Origin of the sequence: Pseudomonas libanensis (genome assembly GCF_001439685.1) — a bacterium.
Lineage (GTDB): Bacteria > Pseudomonadota > Gammaproteobacteria > Pseudomonadales > Pseudomonadaceae > Aquipseudomonas > Aquipseudomonas libanensis.
Map to the genome: position 1 here is coordinate 16,502 of NZ_JYLH01000017.1, position 16,867 is coordinate 33,368.

General features: G+C 59.6%; 18 protein-coding genes. 6 read left to right on the plus strand and 12 right to left on the minus strand.

What is annotated here, in order from left to right; genetic code table 11:
• Nucleotides 1-152: 152 nt before the first annotated feature.
• Nucleotides 153-1,559 (plus strand): adenosylmethionine--8-amino-7-oxononanoate transaminase, encoded by a 1,407-nt coding sequence (locus tag TU73_RS23005; RefSeq protein ID WP_057014141.1) that lies wholly within the window; start codon nt 153-155, stop codon nt 1,557-1,559.
• A 92-nt stretch (nt 1,560-1,651) separates the two neighbouring features.
• Nucleotides 1,652-2,371, plus strand: coding sequence for a 16S rRNA (uracil(1498)-N(3))-methyltransferase (locus tag TU73_RS23010; protein WP_057014142.1), 720 nt, complete (start codon nt 1,652-1,654; stop codon nt 2,369-2,371).
• 15 nt (nt 2,372-2,386) lie between these two features.
• On the opposite strand, the gene TU73_RS23015 is transcribed toward TU73_RS23010, so the two are convergent.
• Entirely contained in the window at nt 2,387-3,304 is a 918-nt protein-coding gene (locus TU73_RS23015; protein WP_082642658.1) for a transporter substrate-binding domain-containing protein, read from the minus strand.
• Nucleotides 3,305-3,397: 93 nt separating this feature from the next.
• On the minus strand, nt 3,398-4,639 hold the full coding sequence (locus TU73_RS23020) for a D-amino acid dehydrogenase (RefSeq protein ID WP_057014143.1): 1,242 nt from the start codon (nt 4,637-4,639) through the stop codon (nt 3,398-3,400).
• 105 nt (nt 4,640-4,744) lie between these two features.
• On the opposite strand from TU73_RS23020, the gene TU73_RS23025 reads away from it, so the two are divergent.
• The gene (locus TU73_RS23025) at nt 4,745-5,647 is read left to right on the plus strand and encodes a LysR family transcriptional regulator (protein WP_057014228.1); all 903 of its coding nucleotides are present in this window, start codon (nt 4,745-4,747) and stop codon (nt 5,645-5,647) included.
• A 15-nt stretch (nt 5,648-5,662) separates the two neighbouring features.
• On the opposite strand, the gene trhA is transcribed toward TU73_RS23025, so the two are convergent.
• Nucleotides 5,663-6,280: a PAQR family membrane homeostasis protein TrhA gene (gene trhA, locus TU73_RS23030; RefSeq protein WP_057014144.1), complete on the minus strand. Its 618-nt coding sequence runs from the start codon at nt 6,278-6,280 to the stop codon at nt 5,663-5,665.
• 146 nt (nt 6,281-6,426) lie between these two features.
• On the opposite strand from trhA, the gene TU73_RS23035 reads away from it, so the two are divergent.
• Entirely contained in the window at nt 6,427-7,341 is a 915-nt protein-coding gene (locus tag TU73_RS23035) for a LysR family transcriptional regulator (RefSeq protein ID WP_057014145.1), read from the plus strand.
• Nucleotides 7,342-7,461: 120 nt separating this feature from the next.
• On the opposite strand, the gene madM is transcribed toward TU73_RS23035, so the two are convergent.
• The 9 genes from madM to mdcA form a co-directional block, all read right to left on the minus strand.
• On the minus strand, nt 7,462-8,226 hold the full coding sequence (gene madM, locus TU73_RS23040) for a malonate transporter subunit MadM (protein ID WP_057014229.1): 765 nt from the start codon (nt 8,224-8,226) through the stop codon (nt 7,462-7,464).
• A gap of 5 nt (nt 8,227-8,231) precedes the next feature.
• Entirely contained in the window at nt 8,232-8,624 is a 393-nt protein-coding gene (gene madL, locus TU73_RS23045) for a malonate transporter subunit MadL (protein WP_043046248.1), read from the minus strand.
• 67 nt (nt 8,625-8,691) lie between these two features.
• Nucleotides 8,692-9,591 carry a malonate decarboxylase subunit epsilon gene (gene mdcH, locus TU73_RS23050; RefSeq protein ID WP_057014146.1) on the minus strand — a complete coding sequence of 300 codons (900 nt, stop codon included), beginning with the start codon at nt 9,589-9,591 and terminating at the stop codon, nt 8,692-8,694.
• Nucleotides 9,588-10,184, minus strand: a complete 597-nt coding sequence (locus tag TU73_RS23055; protein WP_057014147.1) for a malonate decarboxylase holo-ACP synthase — start codon at nt 10,182-10,184, stop codon at nt 9,588-9,590. The genes mdcH and TU73_RS23055 overlap by 4 nt, the downstream gene beginning before the upstream one ends.
• Nucleotides 10,178-10,948, minus strand: coding sequence for a biotin-independent malonate decarboxylase subunit gamma (mdcE, locus tag TU73_RS23060; protein WP_057014148.1), 771 nt, complete (start codon nt 10,946-10,948; stop codon nt 10,178-10,180). Before mdcE ends, TU73_RS23055 begins: the two co-directional genes overlap by 7 nt.
• Complete coding sequence (locus TU73_RS23065) at nt 10,945-11,787, minus strand: biotin-independent malonate decarboxylase subunit beta (RefSeq protein WP_057014149.1); 843 nt, start codon at nt 11,785-11,787, stop codon at nt 10,945-10,947. Before TU73_RS23065 ends, mdcE begins: the two co-directional genes overlap by 4 nt.
• Nucleotides 11,780-12,079, minus strand: coding sequence for a malonate decarboxylase subunit delta (locus TU73_RS23070; RefSeq protein WP_057014150.1), 300 nt, complete (start codon nt 12,077-12,079; stop codon nt 11,780-11,782). The genes TU73_RS23065 and TU73_RS23070 overlap by 8 nt, the downstream gene beginning before the upstream one ends.
• Nucleotides 12,079-12,912 carry a triphosphoribosyl-dephospho-CoA synthase gene (locus tag TU73_RS23075; RefSeq protein WP_057014151.1) on the minus strand — a complete coding sequence of 278 codons (834 nt, stop codon included), beginning with the start codon at nt 12,910-12,912 and terminating at the stop codon, nt 12,079-12,081. The genes TU73_RS23070 and TU73_RS23075 overlap by 1 nt, the downstream gene beginning before the upstream one ends.
• Nucleotides 12,913-14,583: a malonate decarboxylase subunit alpha gene (gene mdcA / locus TU73_RS23080; RefSeq protein WP_057014152.1), complete on the minus strand. Its 1,671-nt coding sequence runs from the start codon at nt 14,581-14,583 to the stop codon at nt 12,913-12,915.
• 376 nt (nt 14,584-14,959) lie between these two features.
• Here mdcA and TU73_RS23085 point away from each other — a divergent pair, with 376 nt between their 5' ends.
• Both TU73_RS23085 and TU73_RS23090 read left to right on the plus strand, forming a co-directional pair.
• Nucleotides 14,960-16,180 (plus strand): colicin-like pore-forming protein, encoded by a 1,221-nt coding sequence (locus tag TU73_RS23085; protein WP_057014153.1) that lies wholly within the window; start codon nt 14,960-14,962, stop codon nt 16,178-16,180.
• Nucleotides 16,181-16,267: 87 nt separating this feature from the next.
• Nucleotides 16,268-16,828 (plus strand): hypothetical protein, encoded by a 561-nt coding sequence (locus TU73_RS23090; RefSeq protein WP_156421247.1) that lies wholly within the window; start codon nt 16,268-16,270, stop codon nt 16,826-16,828.
• The last annotated feature ends 39 nt before the right edge of the window (nt 16,829-16,867 follow it).

A 16,867-nucleotide genomic window follows, 5' to 3' on the forward strand; every position in this document is an offset into this window, starting at 1 on the left:
AGGGATTAAGACTATTCCCAAGAAACGTGACAGACCGTCCTGCATTTACCGTCAATTGCCCCACAATGGCTTGTGACAGGCGCCACCATTGCATAGGCTTGCGCGATTGTTTCGCCTGCGCCAGCCGCAGGACCGCTTCGAGGAGATCACCGATGGGCTTGAATAACCAGTGGATGCAACGCGACCTCGCGGTGCTGTGGCATCCCTGCACCCAGATGAAAGACCACCAGCAACTGCCGCTGATCCCGATCAAGCGCGGTGAAGGCGTATGGCTGGAAGATTTCGAAGGCAAGCGCTACCTCGATGCCGTCAGTTCCTGGTGGGTCAATGTGTTTGGCCACGCCAACCCGCGCATCAACCAGCGCATCAAGGACCAGGTCGATCAACTGGAACACGTAATCCTCGCCGGTTTCAGCCACCAGCCGGTGATCGAGTTGTCCGAGCGCCTGGTGCAGATGACGCCTGAGGGCCTGACGCGCTGCTTCTATGCTGATAACGGCTCATCCTGCATCGAAGTCGCTTTGAAGATGAGCTTTCACTACTGGCTCAACCGCGGCCTGCCAAACAAGAAGCGCTTCGTCACCCTGACCAACAGCTACCATGGCGAGACCATCGCCGCGATGTCGGTGGGCGACGTGCCGCTGTTTACCGAAACCTACAAGGCGCTGCTGCTCGACACCATCAAGGTGCCGAGCCCGGACTGCTACCTGCGCCCCGACGGCATGAGCTGGGAAGAACATTCGCGCAACCTGTTCCTGGCCATGGAACAGACCCTGGCCGACAATCATGACACCGTCGCGGCGGTCATCGTCGAGCCACTGATCCAGGGCGCCGGCGGCATGCGCATGTACCACCCGGTGTACCTCAAGCTGTTGCGCGAAGCCTGCGACCGCTACGGCGTGCACCTGATCCACGACGAAATCGCCGTGGGCTTCGGTCGCACCGGTAGCATGTTCGCCTGTGAACAGGCCGGGATCCGCCCTGACTTCCTGTGCCTGTCCAAGGCCCTCACTGGCGGTTACCTGCCACTGGCCGCTGTGGTCACCACCGACGATGTCTACGACGCGTTCTACGACGACTACCCGACCCTGCGCGCCTTCCTGCATTCCCATAGCTACACCGGCAATCCATTGGCATGCGCGGCGGCCTTGGCAACCCTGGACATTTTCGAAGAAGACAACGTCATCGAAAACAACAAGGCCCTGGCCCAGCGCATGGCCACCGCCACCGCGCACCTGGTCGACCATCCCCATGTCGCGGAAGTCCGCCAGACCGGTATGGTGCTGGCCATTGAGATGGTGCAGGACAAAACCACCAAGACCGCCTACCCGTGGCAGGAACGCCGTGGCCTGAAGGTTTTCGAGCATGCCCTGGAACGCGGTGCGCTGTTGCGGCCGTTGGGCAGCGTGGTGTATTTCCTGCCGCCCTATGTAATTACGCCTGAGCAGATCGACTTCCTCGCCGAGGTGGCCAGCGAAGGCATCGATATCGCCACTAACAGCAAAGTCAGTGTGGCGGTGCCCGGGGACTTCCATCCAGGCTTTCGCGACCCGGGTTGATTCGTACCTACATAAATGATCGTTCCCACGCTCCGCGTGGGAATGCAGCCCAGGACGCTGCGCGTCCGCTCTGCACACTTCAGAGAACAGAAATGAGACTGTCCCGCTTTTTCACCGACACCCCGCTGAGCCTAGGCGATCACGAACTGCCCGAAGCCCAGGCACATTACATCAGCCGTGTATTGCGCATGGGTGAAGGCGATGCCGTGCAATTGTTCGACGGTTCTGGCCAGGAGTTCCGGGGCACCTTGCTGGAAGTCGGTAAAAAACGCGTCACTGTGCAACTGACAGAAAGCTTTGCCGGCCAGGCCGAATCACCGCTGCACGTCCATCTCGGCCAGGGCCTTTCCCGTGGCGAGCGCATGGATTGGGCGATCCAGAAAGCCACCGAACTGGGCGTCAACGCGATCACGCCGATCTTCACCGAGCGCTGCGAAGTGCGCCTCAAGGACGAGCGCGCCGACAAGCGTCTGCTGCACTGGCGCCAAGTGGCAATCAGCGCGTGCGAGCAATGTGGGCGTTCGACGGTGCCGGTGATTCATGCGCCATTGCTGTTGGCGGACTGGCTCAAGCAGGTCGAGGCCGACCTGAAGCTGGTGCTGCACCCAGTGGCCGAGCCAATGGTCAGCCACGCCAAGCCATCGCGCCTGGCGTTCCTGATCGGGCCGGAAGGTGGCTTGACGGATGGAGAAGTCGAAACTGCCCAGGGCGATGGCTTCCATGCCGCGCGGTTGGGGCCGCGAGTATTACGTACCGAAACCGCGCCGGTGGTGGCGCTGGCCGTTGCCCAGCAACTCTGGGGCGACTTCTAAAAGTGCAAGGGGCGATCAGTCCACCGGATCGCTGACCGGGCTGGCAATGATCGCCTTCAACTCACTGGTCATCGGAAACTCCAGGTTCAAGCCGTTCGGTGGAATCGGCTGCTCGAACCAGCGCTGGTAGATCCCGTTGATCGCCCCCGAGCGGTAAAGGTCGCCCAGGGCCTGGTTAACCACCGCGAGAAACTGTGGGTCATCCTTGCGGACCATGCAGCTGTAGATCTCCCGCGATTGCTCCTTGCCCACGACCACCCAATGGTGTGGGTCCCTGGCCTTGGCGCGTTCGCCGTAGAGCAGCGCATCGTCCATATAGAACGCCACCGCACGGCCGGTCTCCAGCATCTTGAACGCCTCACCGTGGTCCTTGGCGCTGATCACGAACATATTGCTCTGATGTTCGGCGTTGTAGCGTTTGAGGAAGCGTTCGTTGGTGGTGCCGGCGGTGGTCACCACGTTCTTGCCCTTTAGGTCGGGGAGTCCGTGGATGCCGCTGGTCCTGGCCGTCAGTAACTGCCCCTTCACATAGATAAATCCATAGGAAAATGCCACCTGCGTCTGCCGTTCGGCGGTCACTCCGGTGGAGCCACACTCCAGGTCAACGGTGCCGTTCTGTACCAATGGGATCCGGGTCTGGGACGTCACCAGACGATAATTCACACGCAAGTTTTTCAGGCCGGCCTGCTCCCGGACGCGCTCGACGATCCTGTGGGTGAGGTCCACCGAATACCCCATCGGCTTGCCGCTTTGATCGCCTATATACGAGAACGGCACTGACGCATCACGATAGCCAACGGAAATTTGCTGGCTGGCAGTGATTTTTTTCAAGGTTGCGCTGGATTCGCTCGCTGATGCCAGGGGTAGTCCCAGCGCCAGCGAAGCGAAAATGCAGGCCTTGAAAAGGCCACGGCTTACCGCTGCTTTTTGCATAGGGTCGTCCCGCTGGCTATAGCGATAGTTCGAGCCGGCAGCCGGCCTATCCAGGCATCGCTATTCATCTCTTTACACTCCAATATCCGAACGTCAGGCCGCCTTGGGAAGAAACACATGTGCGTCAATCGAAGTCGACCGCTCTGCAATCATTTCGGCCAGCAACTGGCCGCTGGCACACGCGAGCGTGAAGCCAAGAGCGCCATGCCCTAGGTTGAGCCACAGATTGCGATAGGAACTGGCACCAATCAGGGGCAGGCCGGTGGGCGTCGCTGGCCGCATCCCTGCCCATTCAACCGCAGCGTCATAGTTGCCGCCCATCGGAAACGTCTGGCGAGCCAAGCGTTTTATCACCGCCAGGCGCTTGGGCTCCGGGGCGCTGTTGAAACCCACAATGTCGACCATGGCGGCGACACGTAACTGTTCGCCGATTCGGGCATAAACAGTCCTGCGGTCGTAATCGGTCACATTGACCTTCGGCGCACTGTGCTGCTCGCCGATGGGCACACTGAGGCTGTAACCCTTGAGGGGGTAAAGCGGTAAACGCATGCCTGGCAGACCCAGGCTTGAACTGTTGTGACCGGCTGCCAGAACCAGGTTCTCCACAGGTATGACTTCGTCTTCGAGTTCCACGGCCACGACCGTACCAAACGCCTCATGGACACGCAGTACTTTGCGCCCGTAGACAATGCGACAGCGTCCCGATGCCTCCAAATGCCCGCCAAGCTGCTGGCAAAATGCATGGCAATCGGCAACCTCTTCATTAGGGTTGTAAATACCGCCGACAAAGGTCCCCTCCATCAGGGACGGTTCAAGCTTGCGGCAGTCTTCAGCCGATAGCACCTGTTGCTGGAGGGGGTCAGTCAATTTGCGCCGCCCTTGGGCGAAGCTGTCAGCGGAACGGAAGGTCAGCAGTTTTCCATTGCGCTTCCAGTCGAACCCTTCCAGATGGTCCTCTACCCGCCAGCGGTTCAGGACGTCCTGGCTCATCGCTGCCAGGCGAAGCAAATGTGCAGAGTTTGTACGGTTGACTGAGGAGCGGCAGGCGCCGATGAAAGAGGCGAGCCAGCGCCATTGTGAAAGGTCCAGCCGGGGCCTGAGTTTCAGGGGAGACTCCGAGCGCAGCAGAAAACCAAGCGCCTTGAGTGGTACACCGGCGTCGGCAAGGGGGGTGACATAGCGATAGGACAGTTGGCCGCCATTGGCAAAACTGGTGGCACTACCCAGTTTTTTTTGCGCTTCGACCAAGGTGACTTCCATGCCTGCACGCATACATGCATAGGCACTCGCCAACCCGATGACACCACCGCCGATGATACATACTCGCCTTGCCACATTGACACCTCACATGGATTGAAACGAAATCCAGAGTAGGTTCAGGTGACAAAAGTTGAACAATGAATAAAGGTAAGCCACCTATAAGTTAAGGTTATGAAATTCATGCGTCTGCGACATATCGAAATCTTCCAGGCCATCCGCCAGACCGGCTCCGTCAGCGCCGCCGCGCAGTTGCTGCACGTCTCGCAACCAGCGGTGACCAAGGTGCTGCAGCACGCCGAATTGCAGTTGGGCTTTCCGTTGTTTCTAAGGGTGCGTGGCAAGTTACAGCCCACACCGGAAGCCCTGGCCCTGGAAAGCGAAGTCGAGAAAGTCACAACGAGCCTGCAAGGGGTGCAACGGCTGGCCAAGAGCTTGCGCCATACGCCTGAGCAAAGCGTGCGCATCGGCGCCATTCCGGCGCTGGCGCAGTCGCTGCTGCCGCCGTCAATCCTTGAGTGGAAACGCAGCTACCCGGACATGGTCTGCGAGCTGTCCAGCGACCATAGCCGCGAGCTGGTGCAGCAGTTGTTGATGCGCGAAATCGACCTGGCGCTGACCCTCAATTTCTCCGGCCACCCGGGGCTCACCAGCCAGATACTGGCGAACGGGGCGCTGGTAGCGTTGGCCTCCAAGGCGTACTGGCCTGAGGCTGAATCAAGCAAGCCATTGCCTTTGGCCGAACTGGCGAATACGTCGCTGATTGGTCTTTCCAGCGCTGATCCGTTGGCGGCAAAGCTCGACAGTTACCTGGAAAATATTGACCCACCGCCACAAATAAGCATTTCCGTACAAACCTATTCCCTGGCCCGGGCCATGGTCGAGTCCGGTGCGGGAATAACGGTGATCGATCCCTTCACGGCCCTCGGTGCGTCCACGACGACGATGTGCATTCGCACGCTTGTCCCGCAGTTGCCGATCACCCTGTACGCCCTGACTCGCGCCAACGAACCGCCTCCACATATGTTGGCCGACCTGCTGCAGATCTTCGGCAACCGGGCACGTGAGTTGCTCGAGCGCCTGTAAGCATGTCCCCTTCATTCAGAGCACGTAATGCATGATCGCCACGAAATGCAGCAGGCTGCCACCGATGACAAACAGATGCCAGATCCCATGGGAATGGCGCAGGCGATCCTCCAGGGCAAAAAAGATAATACCGACGGTATACAACACCCCGCCCGACGCCAACCAGATGAATCCCGCCGTACCCAGCGCCGCCATCAGCGGCTTGACCGCCACCAGCACGATCCAGCCCATCACCGCGTAAATGATGATGGATAGTATCCGTGCCTCCGAGCGCGGCTTGATCTCTTGCAGGATACCGATCACAGCCAGCCCCCACACGATTCCGAACAACGTCCAGCCCCAAGGCCCGCGCAGGGTCACCAGGCAGAACGGCGTGTAGCTGCCGGCGATCAACAGGTAGATGGAAAAGTGATCGACCTTCTGCATGATCGCTTTTCGCCGCCCCTGCACGCTGTGGTACACCGTCGACGCGCTGTACAGCACCATCAGGGTAAAGCCGTAGATCGCCACGCTGACGATCTTCCAGGGGCTGCCGTCCAGGCTCGCCACCACCAACATCCACACGGCGCCAATACACGCCGCGATTGCACCGAGCAAATGGCTCCAGGCGTTGAATCGTTCCCCGTGGTACATCTGTCACCGACCTCCCCATAACCTTCAAGAACAGGCTGGCAAGCGTCCAGCCTTGCGCATAAGAGTGCAAGCAGCTTGTGACGTTCCGAGGACGGCGCACGCGTTTGCGGGCACAATTGCAGGCAATCGAACAAGAGCCCATGGCCATGCTGATTGACGAAGAGTTCACCCTCAAGAAGCTGGAAATCTTCCTGGCGTTCATGCGCACCGGCAACCTGGCCCGCGCCGCCGCCGAGTTGCAAACCAGCAACGTCAGCGTACACCGCGCCATCCACTCCCTGGAAAATGCCCTGCGCTGCCCGCTGTTCAAGCACGAAGGCCGCAACCTCACCCCGCTGGAAAGCGCCTATGTGCTCGAAGAGCGCGCACAGAAATTGGTGGCCGATGTGGTCGACAGCGTACGCCTGACCCGCGAAGCCGCCGGGTTCTCCGCCGAGCGTTTCAAGCTCGGCTCGCTGTATTCGCTGACGGTAAAAACCGTACCGCAACTGATCATGGGCCTGAAAATCCGCCGCAGCGAACTCAACATCGACCTGATCCTCGGCTCCAATTTCGACCTGCTCTACAAACTCAAGAACATGGAAGTCGACGCGATCCTCATCTCCCTCGACGAACACGCCAACGACCCTGACTGTGAGCAGATCGCCCTGTTCAGCGATGACATCTTCCTGGCCACCCCGGCCGACTCCCCCCTGGACCGCAACCAGGAAATCGACCTGGCCGATGTACGCGACGCTACCTTCATCACCCTCACCCAGGGCTTCGCCACACACCAGGACGGCAACCGGGTGTTCAAGCAAGCGGGGTTCGAGCCGAAGGTGGCGATGCAGGTGAACGATATCTTCACCTTGCTGAGCATGGTCAGTTCAGGGGTGGGTTATGCGCTGCTGCCGGGGCGGATTGCAGCGGTGTATGAAAACCGCGTGAAGCTGATACCGCTGCAACCCCGGTATCGGTTGCAGCAGCATATCGGCGTAGTGTTCCTGAAGGCCAAGGAGCGCGACCCGAACCTGCTGGCGTTGCTGGCGGAGTGTCGGATGTATGCCAATCGCCAGGTTTGAGATCGCTATCGGGGGCAAGCCCCCTCCCACACTTGACCGAGTTCCTACCTGAGAATGCGGTCAACATGTGGGAGGGGGCTTGCCCCCGATAGCGCCAGACCAAACAGCGAAAATCCCCAGTCAGCCCACCAACCCCCTCATCACCAAAAACAACAACGACGGCCCCAACAAACACCCCAGCGCTGTATAAAACGCCGCGGTCAAACACCCATAAGGCACCAGCTTCGGATCAGTCGCCGCCAACCCGCCCGCCACGCCGCTGGAGGTGCCCATCAAGCCGCCGAAGATCACCGCACTGCGCGGGTTGTTCAGCCCGATCAGCGGCGCCACGAACGGCGTCATCACCATCACCAGAATCGCCTTGATCAACCCGGCGGCAATGGACAGCGCCATCACCTCGGAACTGGCCCCGATCGCCGCGCCGGTCACCGGGCCGACGATATAGGTCACGGCTCCGGCGCCGATGGTGGTGAGGCTCACCGCATCGGTATAACCGAACGCCATCGCCACTCCGACCCCGGCAATAAACGACGAACCCACGCCGACAAACAACGCCAGTACGCCAACATACCCAGCGCGCTTGAGCTCATCGACACTCACGCCAAACGCCGTGGCGACAATGGCAAAGTCCCGCAGCATGGCACCGCCCAACAGGCCGATACCCGACAACAGCGGAATATCCACCACCCCTTTCGAGCCGCCGGTAAAGGCCCCGCCCACATACGACAGCACCAAGCCCAGCAGGATGGCGATGGCCGAGCCATGCAGGCGGCCTTTGGTAAAGGTGTCGGAAATCCAGTAGGAGACCCACATGGTCAGGCCGATCACGGCAAAACCACTGATCAAGCCGTAGCCGGTGATTACTTTCATCATCGATTCGTACATGGCGATCACCCGGCTTCTTTGGTGGGAACAACCGCAGCAGGCTCACGGTTGCCGATGCGTACCAACACCGGCACCAGGGCAAAGCCCAGCACCACCGCAACGGTCCCGGCCAGAATCGCCATGGGCCCGCCGCTGATGGCGCCATATACGTTTTGCTGGGCCGCCATCGCCACCACAATCGGGATATAGATCGCGGCCCAGAAGCTCACGCCCTGCTCCGACTTGCCGGTAAACAAGCCGCGCTTACCGAGGTAACTGCCCAGGCCGATCAACAGCAACATGGCGATACCCACCCCGCCGACGTTGGCCGGGATACCCATCCATTTGCCCAGCAGCTCACCGACAAACAGGCCAGCCAATGTACACAGCGCCAGAAACGCCACACCGTAGATAATCATGGTTGTTGTCCTCAAAGTGCTCGTTCGAAATTGTTGTTTTTGTGCTTCGAAAGCCTTGGGTGCTGCTTTATCGGTGGCGGCGTTCCTCCTCTTGCAGCAGCGCCTGCAAGGTGTCCAGGCGCGCGCCTTCGCAGGCGATCACCGTGCCTTGGTCGAAGACGCGGCGCGACAGACCGGTGAGCACCGCGCCCGGAGGCAATTCGATCTGCAGGCGCACGCCGCGCTCATAGGCGCTTTGCACGGTGCCGCGCCAGTCAACGACGCGGCACATATTGAAGGCCAGGTCATCGCGCAGTTGCTCGGGGTTGTGGATGGGTCGTGCGCGGGTGCTGCTCAGGTAGGTGATGCGCGGCGCCTTGAGCGGCACGAAAGCTTGGGCCAGGACCTGGGCCGGCTGTTCCAGCAACGCGCAGTGGGACGGCACGCTGACGGCCAGGCGCTTGGCGGTGCCGTTGCCTTTGATACGTTCAGCAACGCGCTTCATGGCTTCATCGCTACCGGCGATGACGGTCTGGTTATCGGCGTTGATATTGGCCAGGTACACCGGGGTCAGTGGGCTGTGGATATCCGCCAGCAGCGCCTCGACGCTGGATAATTCAGGGCCAATCAGGGCGGTCATGCCGTAGCCCTGTGGATAAGCCTGCTGCATCAGCTCGCCCCGCAAGCTCACCAGCTTTACCGCGTCAGCGAAGTCCAGGGCTCCGGCGATGACGGCGGCTGGGTAGGCGCCGATGGACAGGCCCGCCACGTAATCAGGCGTATGTTGCAACTGGCGGGCATGGGCGACGCCGACGATCAGCAGGCACAGTTGCACCGCGCGCGTGCTCGCCAAGGCCTGCGCCGAATCGAGCCGACGAACATCTTCACCCAAGGCATCACTGGCTTCTTCCAGAACCTCGGCCGATAGCGCCTGGAGCATGCCCGCGCGCTGGGCGCCCTGTCCCGGAAACACCAGAAGGCTGCTCATACCGCAGCCTGCCAAGGGTCGAGCACAAGGTGCGCGCCGTTGCTGGTTTTGAGCAGCACACGACGAGATCCGCCGGCCCATTCGCGCAAGGCGACTGCACCAAACGGGGTTTGCAGTTGCAGGTCCACGGCGCACGGCGCGGTGTCCAGTTTTGCCAGTAACGCCCGCGCCTCAAAGCGATCAAGCGGTTCGGGGGTGCGCAAAATCAAATCCAGATCGCTCATGGCATGCAACACTTCGACGCCACTCGCCAATTCAAATCCGGCACTGCCGCTGACGCCCCAGACTAGCTGCGCCAACACTGGCCGCAGTTGAGCGAGCGCCCGCAGCGCGGGTAAATCCCGTGATGAGGTCACCTGGCGCAAGTCTTCAGGCGCCACGTGCCGTTGCACCGCGGCAATGGGCATCAGCGCCGCAAACCGCTGCTCACGCAAACGCCCACGTATGCCAACCGCCACCTGGGCCGGTTCGGTCACGGCGCGACGCACCACCACCGGATGCCCGGCGTCGATTGCTTCCAGCACCCAGGCCGGAGCGTCCGCAGGCAGGTGCGCCGGGGTCATGCCCCAGAGCAAATCGTGGGCGTTCACCATTGTTCCCGCAGCAGTTGGCGTACGAGGCTTGAGGCGGCGCGATTAGTCGCACCGAGACGGCCTTTTAAATCAGGCTGCGCGACATCTTTGATCGCCTGCACCAGGCAATCGGTGACCCGCGCCACGTCGTCCGATGTTGGCTGTTCAATCTGGCTCACCGACAAGGTCTCCCAGAGCAAACCCAGGCTGGCATAACTGTCGATGTCATAGGCCATGGGCGGCACACTGGCGGCCAGGGCTTCGAGCTCTTCAACACTGCGCAAGGTCACCCGCGCCGCCGAAGCCTTGCCCATGGCGTGCACCATCACCCCAGGGTCGCGCAGGGCGATCAGGCGATTGGCCTGATAGCCATGGGCCAGAAACGCACCGGACATGGCCTTGCCCACCAGCAATGCGATCACCGGGTGGCCGGCCAGGCGTGCGCGGGCGTAGCTGTCGGCAGCGGCGGCCAGGGCCTGGTGGATGCCGAGGGCTTCTTCACGACGGCCATAGGCTTGGCTGGGCACATCGACGATGGCGATGATGGGGCGTTTGTCACCCGTCGCGATGGCTTCATCGACGGCCTTGGCGAGCCCCCAACCTTCCAGCAACCCGACTTCGCCACTGCGCGCACGCGGGAAACGGTTATTCGGGTCGGTGACCACGGCGATAAAGCGCACCGCCTGCTTACCCAATACGCCGTCTGCGACTTTCAATGAGTCCGGCAAGCCCTCTACGGGTGTTGCGCCAGCGCTCAAAGCGTTGAACCACTGCAACCCTCTCATGGGCGTTCTCCCTGATACAGAGCGCTCACCGTCGCGGGCTCGATTTGCGCCGCTGTGTCGAGTTCGGCCAGGCGCGCCAAATAGAAATCAGCGCGGCGGCTACGCGGTTGTTCGGGCGCGCCTTGTTGCAACAGCGCACTCACGGTCTGCTGGATCTGCACCACATCGTCCGCCACGTAGCGGTCGGCCAAACCACTGTTAAAGCGTTGCTCGCCGCCCGTAAGGCTCCAGATGAAAGGCCGGTCGCGGGAGTCGTATTCTTCCAGGCCGGCCTCCTGTTCGATCACCTGCGGGCCGTTCAAACCCAGGCGTGCTTCGCGGGTGACGACCAGGTAACTGCACAGCCCGGCCGCGATGGACATGCCGCCAAAACAACCGACACTGCCCGCCACCACGCCTATTACCGGCTGGTACTGGCGCAGGTCGACAATCGCCGCATGGATATCGGCAATCGCAGCCAGGCCCAGGTTGGCTTCCTGCAGACGCACGCCACCGGTTTCGAGCAACAGCACAGCACGAGTCGGTATGCCGTTGCGGTTATCTTCGCCAGCCAGTTCCAGGGCGCCCGCGATCTTCGCGCCGCCGACTTCACCGAGGCTGCCACCTTGGAAATTACCCTCGATAGCAGCAACCACCACCGGCAAGCCGGCGATGCTGCCCTTGGCAATCACCACGCCGTCATCGGCCTGGGGCACCACGCCTTGGCGGCTGAGCCACGGCGACATGACGCGTTGGAACGGGTCGATCAGTTCGCGATAAGTGCCAACATCCAACAACGCCTTGGCCCGCTGCCGTGCACCGAGTTCGACAAAGCTGTGCTTGGTGAGCAAATCAGTCATGGCCGATCTCCTCGAAACCTTGCTCCAGGCGCAAACGCACCACGCCGGGGGTGGCGCCGAAATCGTGGATATCAATCTTCAATGCAGGCGGTGTCTGCTCCTGGAAGATGCGTTCGAACAGGTGCTGCCAACGTTGCTGCGCGCCGTTGACCGAGGTCTGCACCTGGATCGTCAGCGTGCCGGCCGTGCCCGGTTCCAGCAGCACTTCGAGGTCGCCGGAACCGACACACCCCACCAGCGCACGACCTTTGGGCGGCTGCCCGGCAGGGAATTCAAAGGATAAGGTTTCCATCACAACGCTCCGTGGAGGCGGTCGATAAACAGGCAGGCGGCCAACAGGTCGGCGGCGCCACCGGGGGAGGCATTCAGGGCCAGGAGTTGCTGGTCCAGTGCGTGCAGTTGGCGACGACCGGCGAGAGTTGCGCTACCGCCAGCGTCGAGCACCGCCTGGGCGCCTTGCTGCATGGCTTGGAGGCCTTCGGTGCCGGCGCGGTAGAGCACACAGGTGTCGGCCAGTTCGGTCATGATCGCGAGCAAAGCGTCCAGGCGGGCATTCTGCTCACCGGCCTTTTCCCCGCGGCTTTTATGCAGTTGCGGCAGGCCGCGTTGCATCACGGCGGGAAAACCCAGTTGCGCTTCTTCGCGGGCACCGCGTGCGCCGTAGCGTTGGGCGACCTGGGCGCCGTGGCTGAAGGGTCGTGGCGCGTGGCGGTCATTGAGCAGGGCCAGCTTGGCCGCGTTCAGCGTGACGGCACGGGGTTCCAGTGCCGCTGCGGCGGTGAGCAAACCGAGGGCCCAGATCGCACCGCGGTGGGTGTTCACACCGTTGGTAGTGGCGAGCATCGCTTGCTCACCTTCGCGACCAATACGTCCCAGGGCTTCACGCAGGGGCAAACCGATTTGACCGAACTCAAACGCGGCCTCGGCCATTTCCTTGAACATCGGCCACAGCGACAGCGCCGACGCGTGCATCAGGCCCAGGTGCAAATCGTTATGGGCACCGTTGCCGCGCCGGTCTACCAAGGCGGGTTTAGGCGACAGATCCGCTTCATCGATCAGCGCATCGACGGCCATATCCGCCAAACGATCGGCGAGGCTGATTTCATGCAGTTTGAGGGCGCGCATTTACCAGCTCCTGAATTTTGCAGGCGGGTTGTACAAGCCGCCGGACCATTCCACCAGGTCGGCCACGCTCTTGGCGGCCAACAACTCGCGGGTGGCGTCGGTGCGGCGGATACCCAGGTCTTCGGGCAGGGCGATCAGGCCTTCGCGGCGCATGCGTGCCGTGTCCTTGGGGTTGTGGCGCAGCCCGATGGCAGTCACACCGGCGACGGCGGCGATCATCGCCTGGCGCTCCTCCAGGGAGCGGGCTTTGTACAGATAGGCGATGCCTTCCTCGGTGAGCAGGTGGGTGACGTCGTCGCCATAAATCATGATCGGCGCCAGCGGCATGCCGCTTTTGCGTGCGACTTCCACCGCGTCGAGGGTCTCGACAAAGGTCGGTTTGCCGCCTTCCTGGAAGGTTTCGACCATCTGCACCACGAGTTTTTTCCCGCGCTCCAGCAGGGCTTCGGGCGCATCGTCGTGGCGCATATCCAGCCAGGCGGGGGTGCCATGACGGCGACCGCGTGGGTCGTGCCCCATGTTCGGCGCCCCGCCGAAACCGGCGAGGCGGCCACGGGTGACGGTGCTGGAATGGCCGTCGCCATCGACTTGCAGGGTGGCACCGATAAACAGGTCCACTGCGTACTGGCCGGCCAGTTGGCAGAACATGCGGTTGGAGCGCATCGAGCCGTCGCGGCCGGTGAAGAACACATCGGGGCGGGCGGCGATGTAGTTTTCCATACCCAGTTCGGTGCCGAAACAGTGCACGCTCTCGACCCAACCGCTTTCGATGGCGGGTATCAGCGTGGGGTGCGGGTTGAGGGTCCAGTTACGGCAGATCTTGCCCTTGAGCCCCAGGGATTCGCCGTAGGTGGGCAGGATCAACTCGATGGCGGCGGTGTTGAAACCGATGCCATGGTTGAGCGACTGCACATTGTGCTTTTCGTAGATGCCACGGATCGCCATCATCGCCATCAACACATGCACCGGCTTGATATGGCGCGGGTCGCGGGTGAACAGCGGTTCGATGTAGAACGGCTTGTCGGCTACCACCACGAAATCGACCCAGCTTGCGGGGATGTCCACGCGGGGCAAGTCGGTGACGTCGTCCACCAACTGGTTGACTTGCACTATGACGATGCCGTCGCTGAACGCCGCGGGTTCGATCAGCGCCGGCGTGTCTTCGGTACTGGCGCCGGTGTAGATATTGCCGGCACGGTCGGCCATGAAGCCGGCCGAGAGCACCACGTTGGGGATCAGGTCCACCACCAGGCGCGCATAGAGTTCGATGTAGGTATGGATCGCGCCGATTTCCAGCAGGCCGTCCTCGAGCAACTGGCTGATGCGCAGGGATTGAGTGCCGGCAAAAGAGAAATCCAGCTTACGGGCGATGCCTTTTTCAAACAGGTCCAGGTGCTCGGCGCGCCCGACACTGGGCATGATCATATGCAAATCGTGGAGCTTGGCCGGGTCAGCCTTGGCCAGGGAGCGCGAGAGGAAGTCGGCCTGCTTTTGGTTGTTGCCTTCCAGCACCACGCGGTCGCCTGGGAGGATCAGCGCTTGCAGGGCCTCGACGATCCTGTCGCTGGGCAACACCGCCCCGTCTGCATACTGTTTGACCAGCCCGAGCCGCCGCTGCTTCTCGTCGCGCCGCCGCGTCCAGCGCGAGTCGGGGGTGATGGTTGTTGTCATGGTCGCTCCACGGGGTTTGCTGTCGTGGGGCTGTACCTTAGGAGTGAATTTGGGTGCTATCAATCAAGCTGCACCGCGGATTGTTACGGCTGGAGTAATGGATTCGTAGAAATCAAAGGAGATGATTGATCAATGGGCGCCGCTCCAACCGAGCCGCGTAAACGATAAAAATTCCCACTCGAGAAAAATCCTCAAAACATCCTCGACAACAAAGCTGTACGTATATACAGTTAACTTCGCTTGCCTTGAGGCACGCTTTCGTTAGGACAACGGGGCGCACTCGAGCCAAAGCGAACTCCAGTTGAAAGACCACGCGCATGGCTCAGCCCCCTCGGAGAGCGTACGCTGAACCCAAAAAGTTTAAAGGATTAAACTTATGTCATATGTACAAGGCCACATCGATCTACCCGCTACTTACATTTACGCGAATGAGCCCCCACCAAGCCAGATTGGTGTCAGTTTAGGGAACGTAGTCATCGGTCATGAAACCGTCGATCGTCTCATGACTGAGGCAGCCGATACCGGCACATGGCCAAGTATGGACAGCTATGAAGATGCCGGGGTTGATTATCAGCGTGTGCTCCCACTTCAAATCAAAGAAGTCAAATTCGAGTTCCAACTTGGCTACGAAGCCGACGCACGCGATATTCCAAACAACATGAATGCTGAAATTGATAAAACGATCAGGGAAACGGGCCCTGTCATCAATGATCCGCCTGCTGAATCGATCGAACAGAAAGCGAAAGCTATCGAGAATGTCGCCTTCCGCCGCTCACAACTGCGCAAATATTATGAGAAAAAACTTGATGATCTCCCGGCAAAGAACTATTTGTCGCGCACCATTGATAGCATTATGGGAGAAGTGGATGCCTCGGTAAAAACCGGTAATGATTCATTAGAAAACATCATGGGTCATGAACTTGAAGGCATTAAGTCCAGCTATGAAATCGACATGCAAAACAAAATTTTTGATTATCTGAGAGATCAGCTCAGCGCGTACTCTAATGAGATGAACAAGCTTGACCCCGGCGCACTTCAAGATTCCTTGGGGTTCATCAGCGATACGAGCAAAGAGATTGCAAACCGCTACGGTACTGCCATGGGCGAGGTCACTCAAGATCTGAAAAACAACGTGTCGGGGAAAAACATTAATAATTATCCACAAGCGCTAGCCGCGTTCGAAAAAATCCAGAACAACCCGAACTTCAAGCTCAACCAAAAGGACACAGCAGCAGTCGACGCCGCGCTCAAAGCGCTTGATAACCAAGCTTTTTCCGATAATCTGAAAAGACTCGGTCGAGGATTCGGGGTTATTGGGTTGTCTCTTCAGGTCTCCAAAATTTCTACCGCTGCATCGACCGGATTTAATACCGGCGACTGGAAGCCCTTGATGCTCGAAGTCGAGAGCATTGCCATCGGCACTGCGGTGTCTTCCGGGTTCGGTGCGTTGGCAGCAATGGGGCTGGCTGCTGTCAGTCTTCCTGCCGTCGCTACGGGTGTAGGCTTCGTGTTTATTGCAGTCATCATGGCCGCTATATCCGCTTATATAGACCCTAAGACAGTAGACAAGATCAACAATCTGGTTTATACCGGCTAATGAAATAGTCAAGGCGCTTAGTGCTTACCATTCACTAAGCGCCACACATTATTCGTTGATCGACAGAACATCACGTCAAGGCCAACTGTGAATACATCACCACCACGACACTCTTCAATAAAACTTCCATTGATAAAAATATTTATAAGTATTCTTCCGATCTTCGTGCTGGCCGCCTTGATACCTGCTCAGCCCAGCACTCCCTTTTCGGTAGCACTCAATAACTTCCTCGACAACCATCTGTTGGGCGTAGTAGGTGCATGGTCATCGCATTTACCCTTACCCGCTAAAGCGATAGCTAATTACATCAGCATCGCAGGCCCTATCATCGGAATATTTGTATTGCTCAGCACAATCAAAAACTCGACACTGGCCAAAATCAACCTGAAAGACATAACCTGGCCAAAATACGCTCTTATGTGCGCTGGACTGATAGTGGTAAACGCTTTATTTGCTTATCAAAATTACTTTAGCTATATAGATTTTGCAGCGCACGATCACAAACTCAGACTGGTCGGCAACAGCTTATTTTTACTTCCTATATTTACCTCAGCACTACTGCTTGCATTGTACGGTCTGATATTGTTCAACTACTTAACGTTTTTCATTATTTCACGCGCCTTGCTTCAGCAGAAAACCACTCGCTGAACGCTGAATGTGCGAATCTTCACGTCTGCGAAAACATGC

Excerpts from the sequence above, each read along its gene's own strand:
- TU73_RS23005 (WP_057014141.1), top strand. The coding sequence starts at position 153 with ATGGGCTTGAATAACCAGTGGATGCAACGCGACCTCGCGGTGCTGTGG.
- TU73_RS23010 (WP_057014142.1), top strand. The coding sequence starts at position 1,652 with ATGAGACTGTCCCGCTTTTTCACCGACACCCCGCTGAGCCTAGGCGAT.
- TU73_RS23015 (WP_082642658.1), bottom strand. The coding sequence starts at position 3,304 with ATGCAAAAAGCAGCGGTAAGCCGTGGCCTTTTCAAGGCCTGCATTTTC.
- TU73_RS23025 (WP_057014228.1), top strand. The coding sequence starts at position 4,745 with ATGCGTCTGCGACATATCGAAATCTTCCAGGCCATCCGCCAGACCGGC.
- trhA (WP_057014144.1), bottom strand. The coding sequence starts at position 6,280 with ATGTACCACGGGGAACGATTCAACGCCTGGAGCCATTTGCTCGGTGCA.
- TU73_RS23035 (WP_057014145.1), top strand. The coding sequence starts at position 6,427 with ATGCTGATTGACGAAGAGTTCACCCTCAAGAAGCTGGAAATCTTCCTG.
- madM (WP_057014229.1), bottom strand. The coding sequence starts at position 8,226 with ATGTACGAATCGATGATGAAAGTAATCACCGGCTACGGCTTGATCAGT.
- madL (WP_043046248.1), bottom strand. The coding sequence starts at position 8,624 with ATGATTATCTACGGTGTGGCGTTTCTGGCGCTGTGTACATTGGCTGGC.
- mdcH (WP_057014146.1), bottom strand. The coding sequence starts at position 9,591 with ATGAGCAGCCTTCTGGTGTTTCCGGGACAGGGCGCCCAGCGCGCGGGC.
- TU73_RS23055 (WP_057014147.1), bottom strand. The coding sequence starts at position 10,184 with ATGGTGAACGCCCACGATTTGCTCTGGGGCATGACCCCGGCGCACCTG.
- mdcE (WP_057014148.1), bottom strand. The coding sequence starts at position 10,948 with ATGAGAGGGTTGCAGTGGTTCAACGCTTTGAGCGCTGGCGCAACACCC.
- TU73_RS23065 (WP_057014149.1), bottom strand. The coding sequence starts at position 11,787 with ATGACTGATTTGCTCACCAAGCACAGCTTTGTCGAACTCGGTGCACGG.
- TU73_RS23070 (WP_057014150.1), bottom strand. The coding sequence starts at position 12,079 with ATGGAAACCTTATCCTTTGAATTCCCTGCCGGGCAGCCGCCCAAAGGT.
- TU73_RS23075 (WP_057014151.1), bottom strand. The coding sequence starts at position 12,912 with ATGCGCGCCCTCAAACTGCATGAAATCAGCCTCGCCGATCGTTTGGCG.
- mdcA (WP_057014152.1), bottom strand. The coding sequence starts at position 14,583 with ATGACAACAACCATCACCCCCGACTCGCGCTGGACGCGGCGGCGCGAC.
- TU73_RS23085 (WP_057014153.1), top strand. The coding sequence starts at position 14,960 with ATGTCATATGTACAAGGCCACATCGATCTACCCGCTACTTACATTTAC.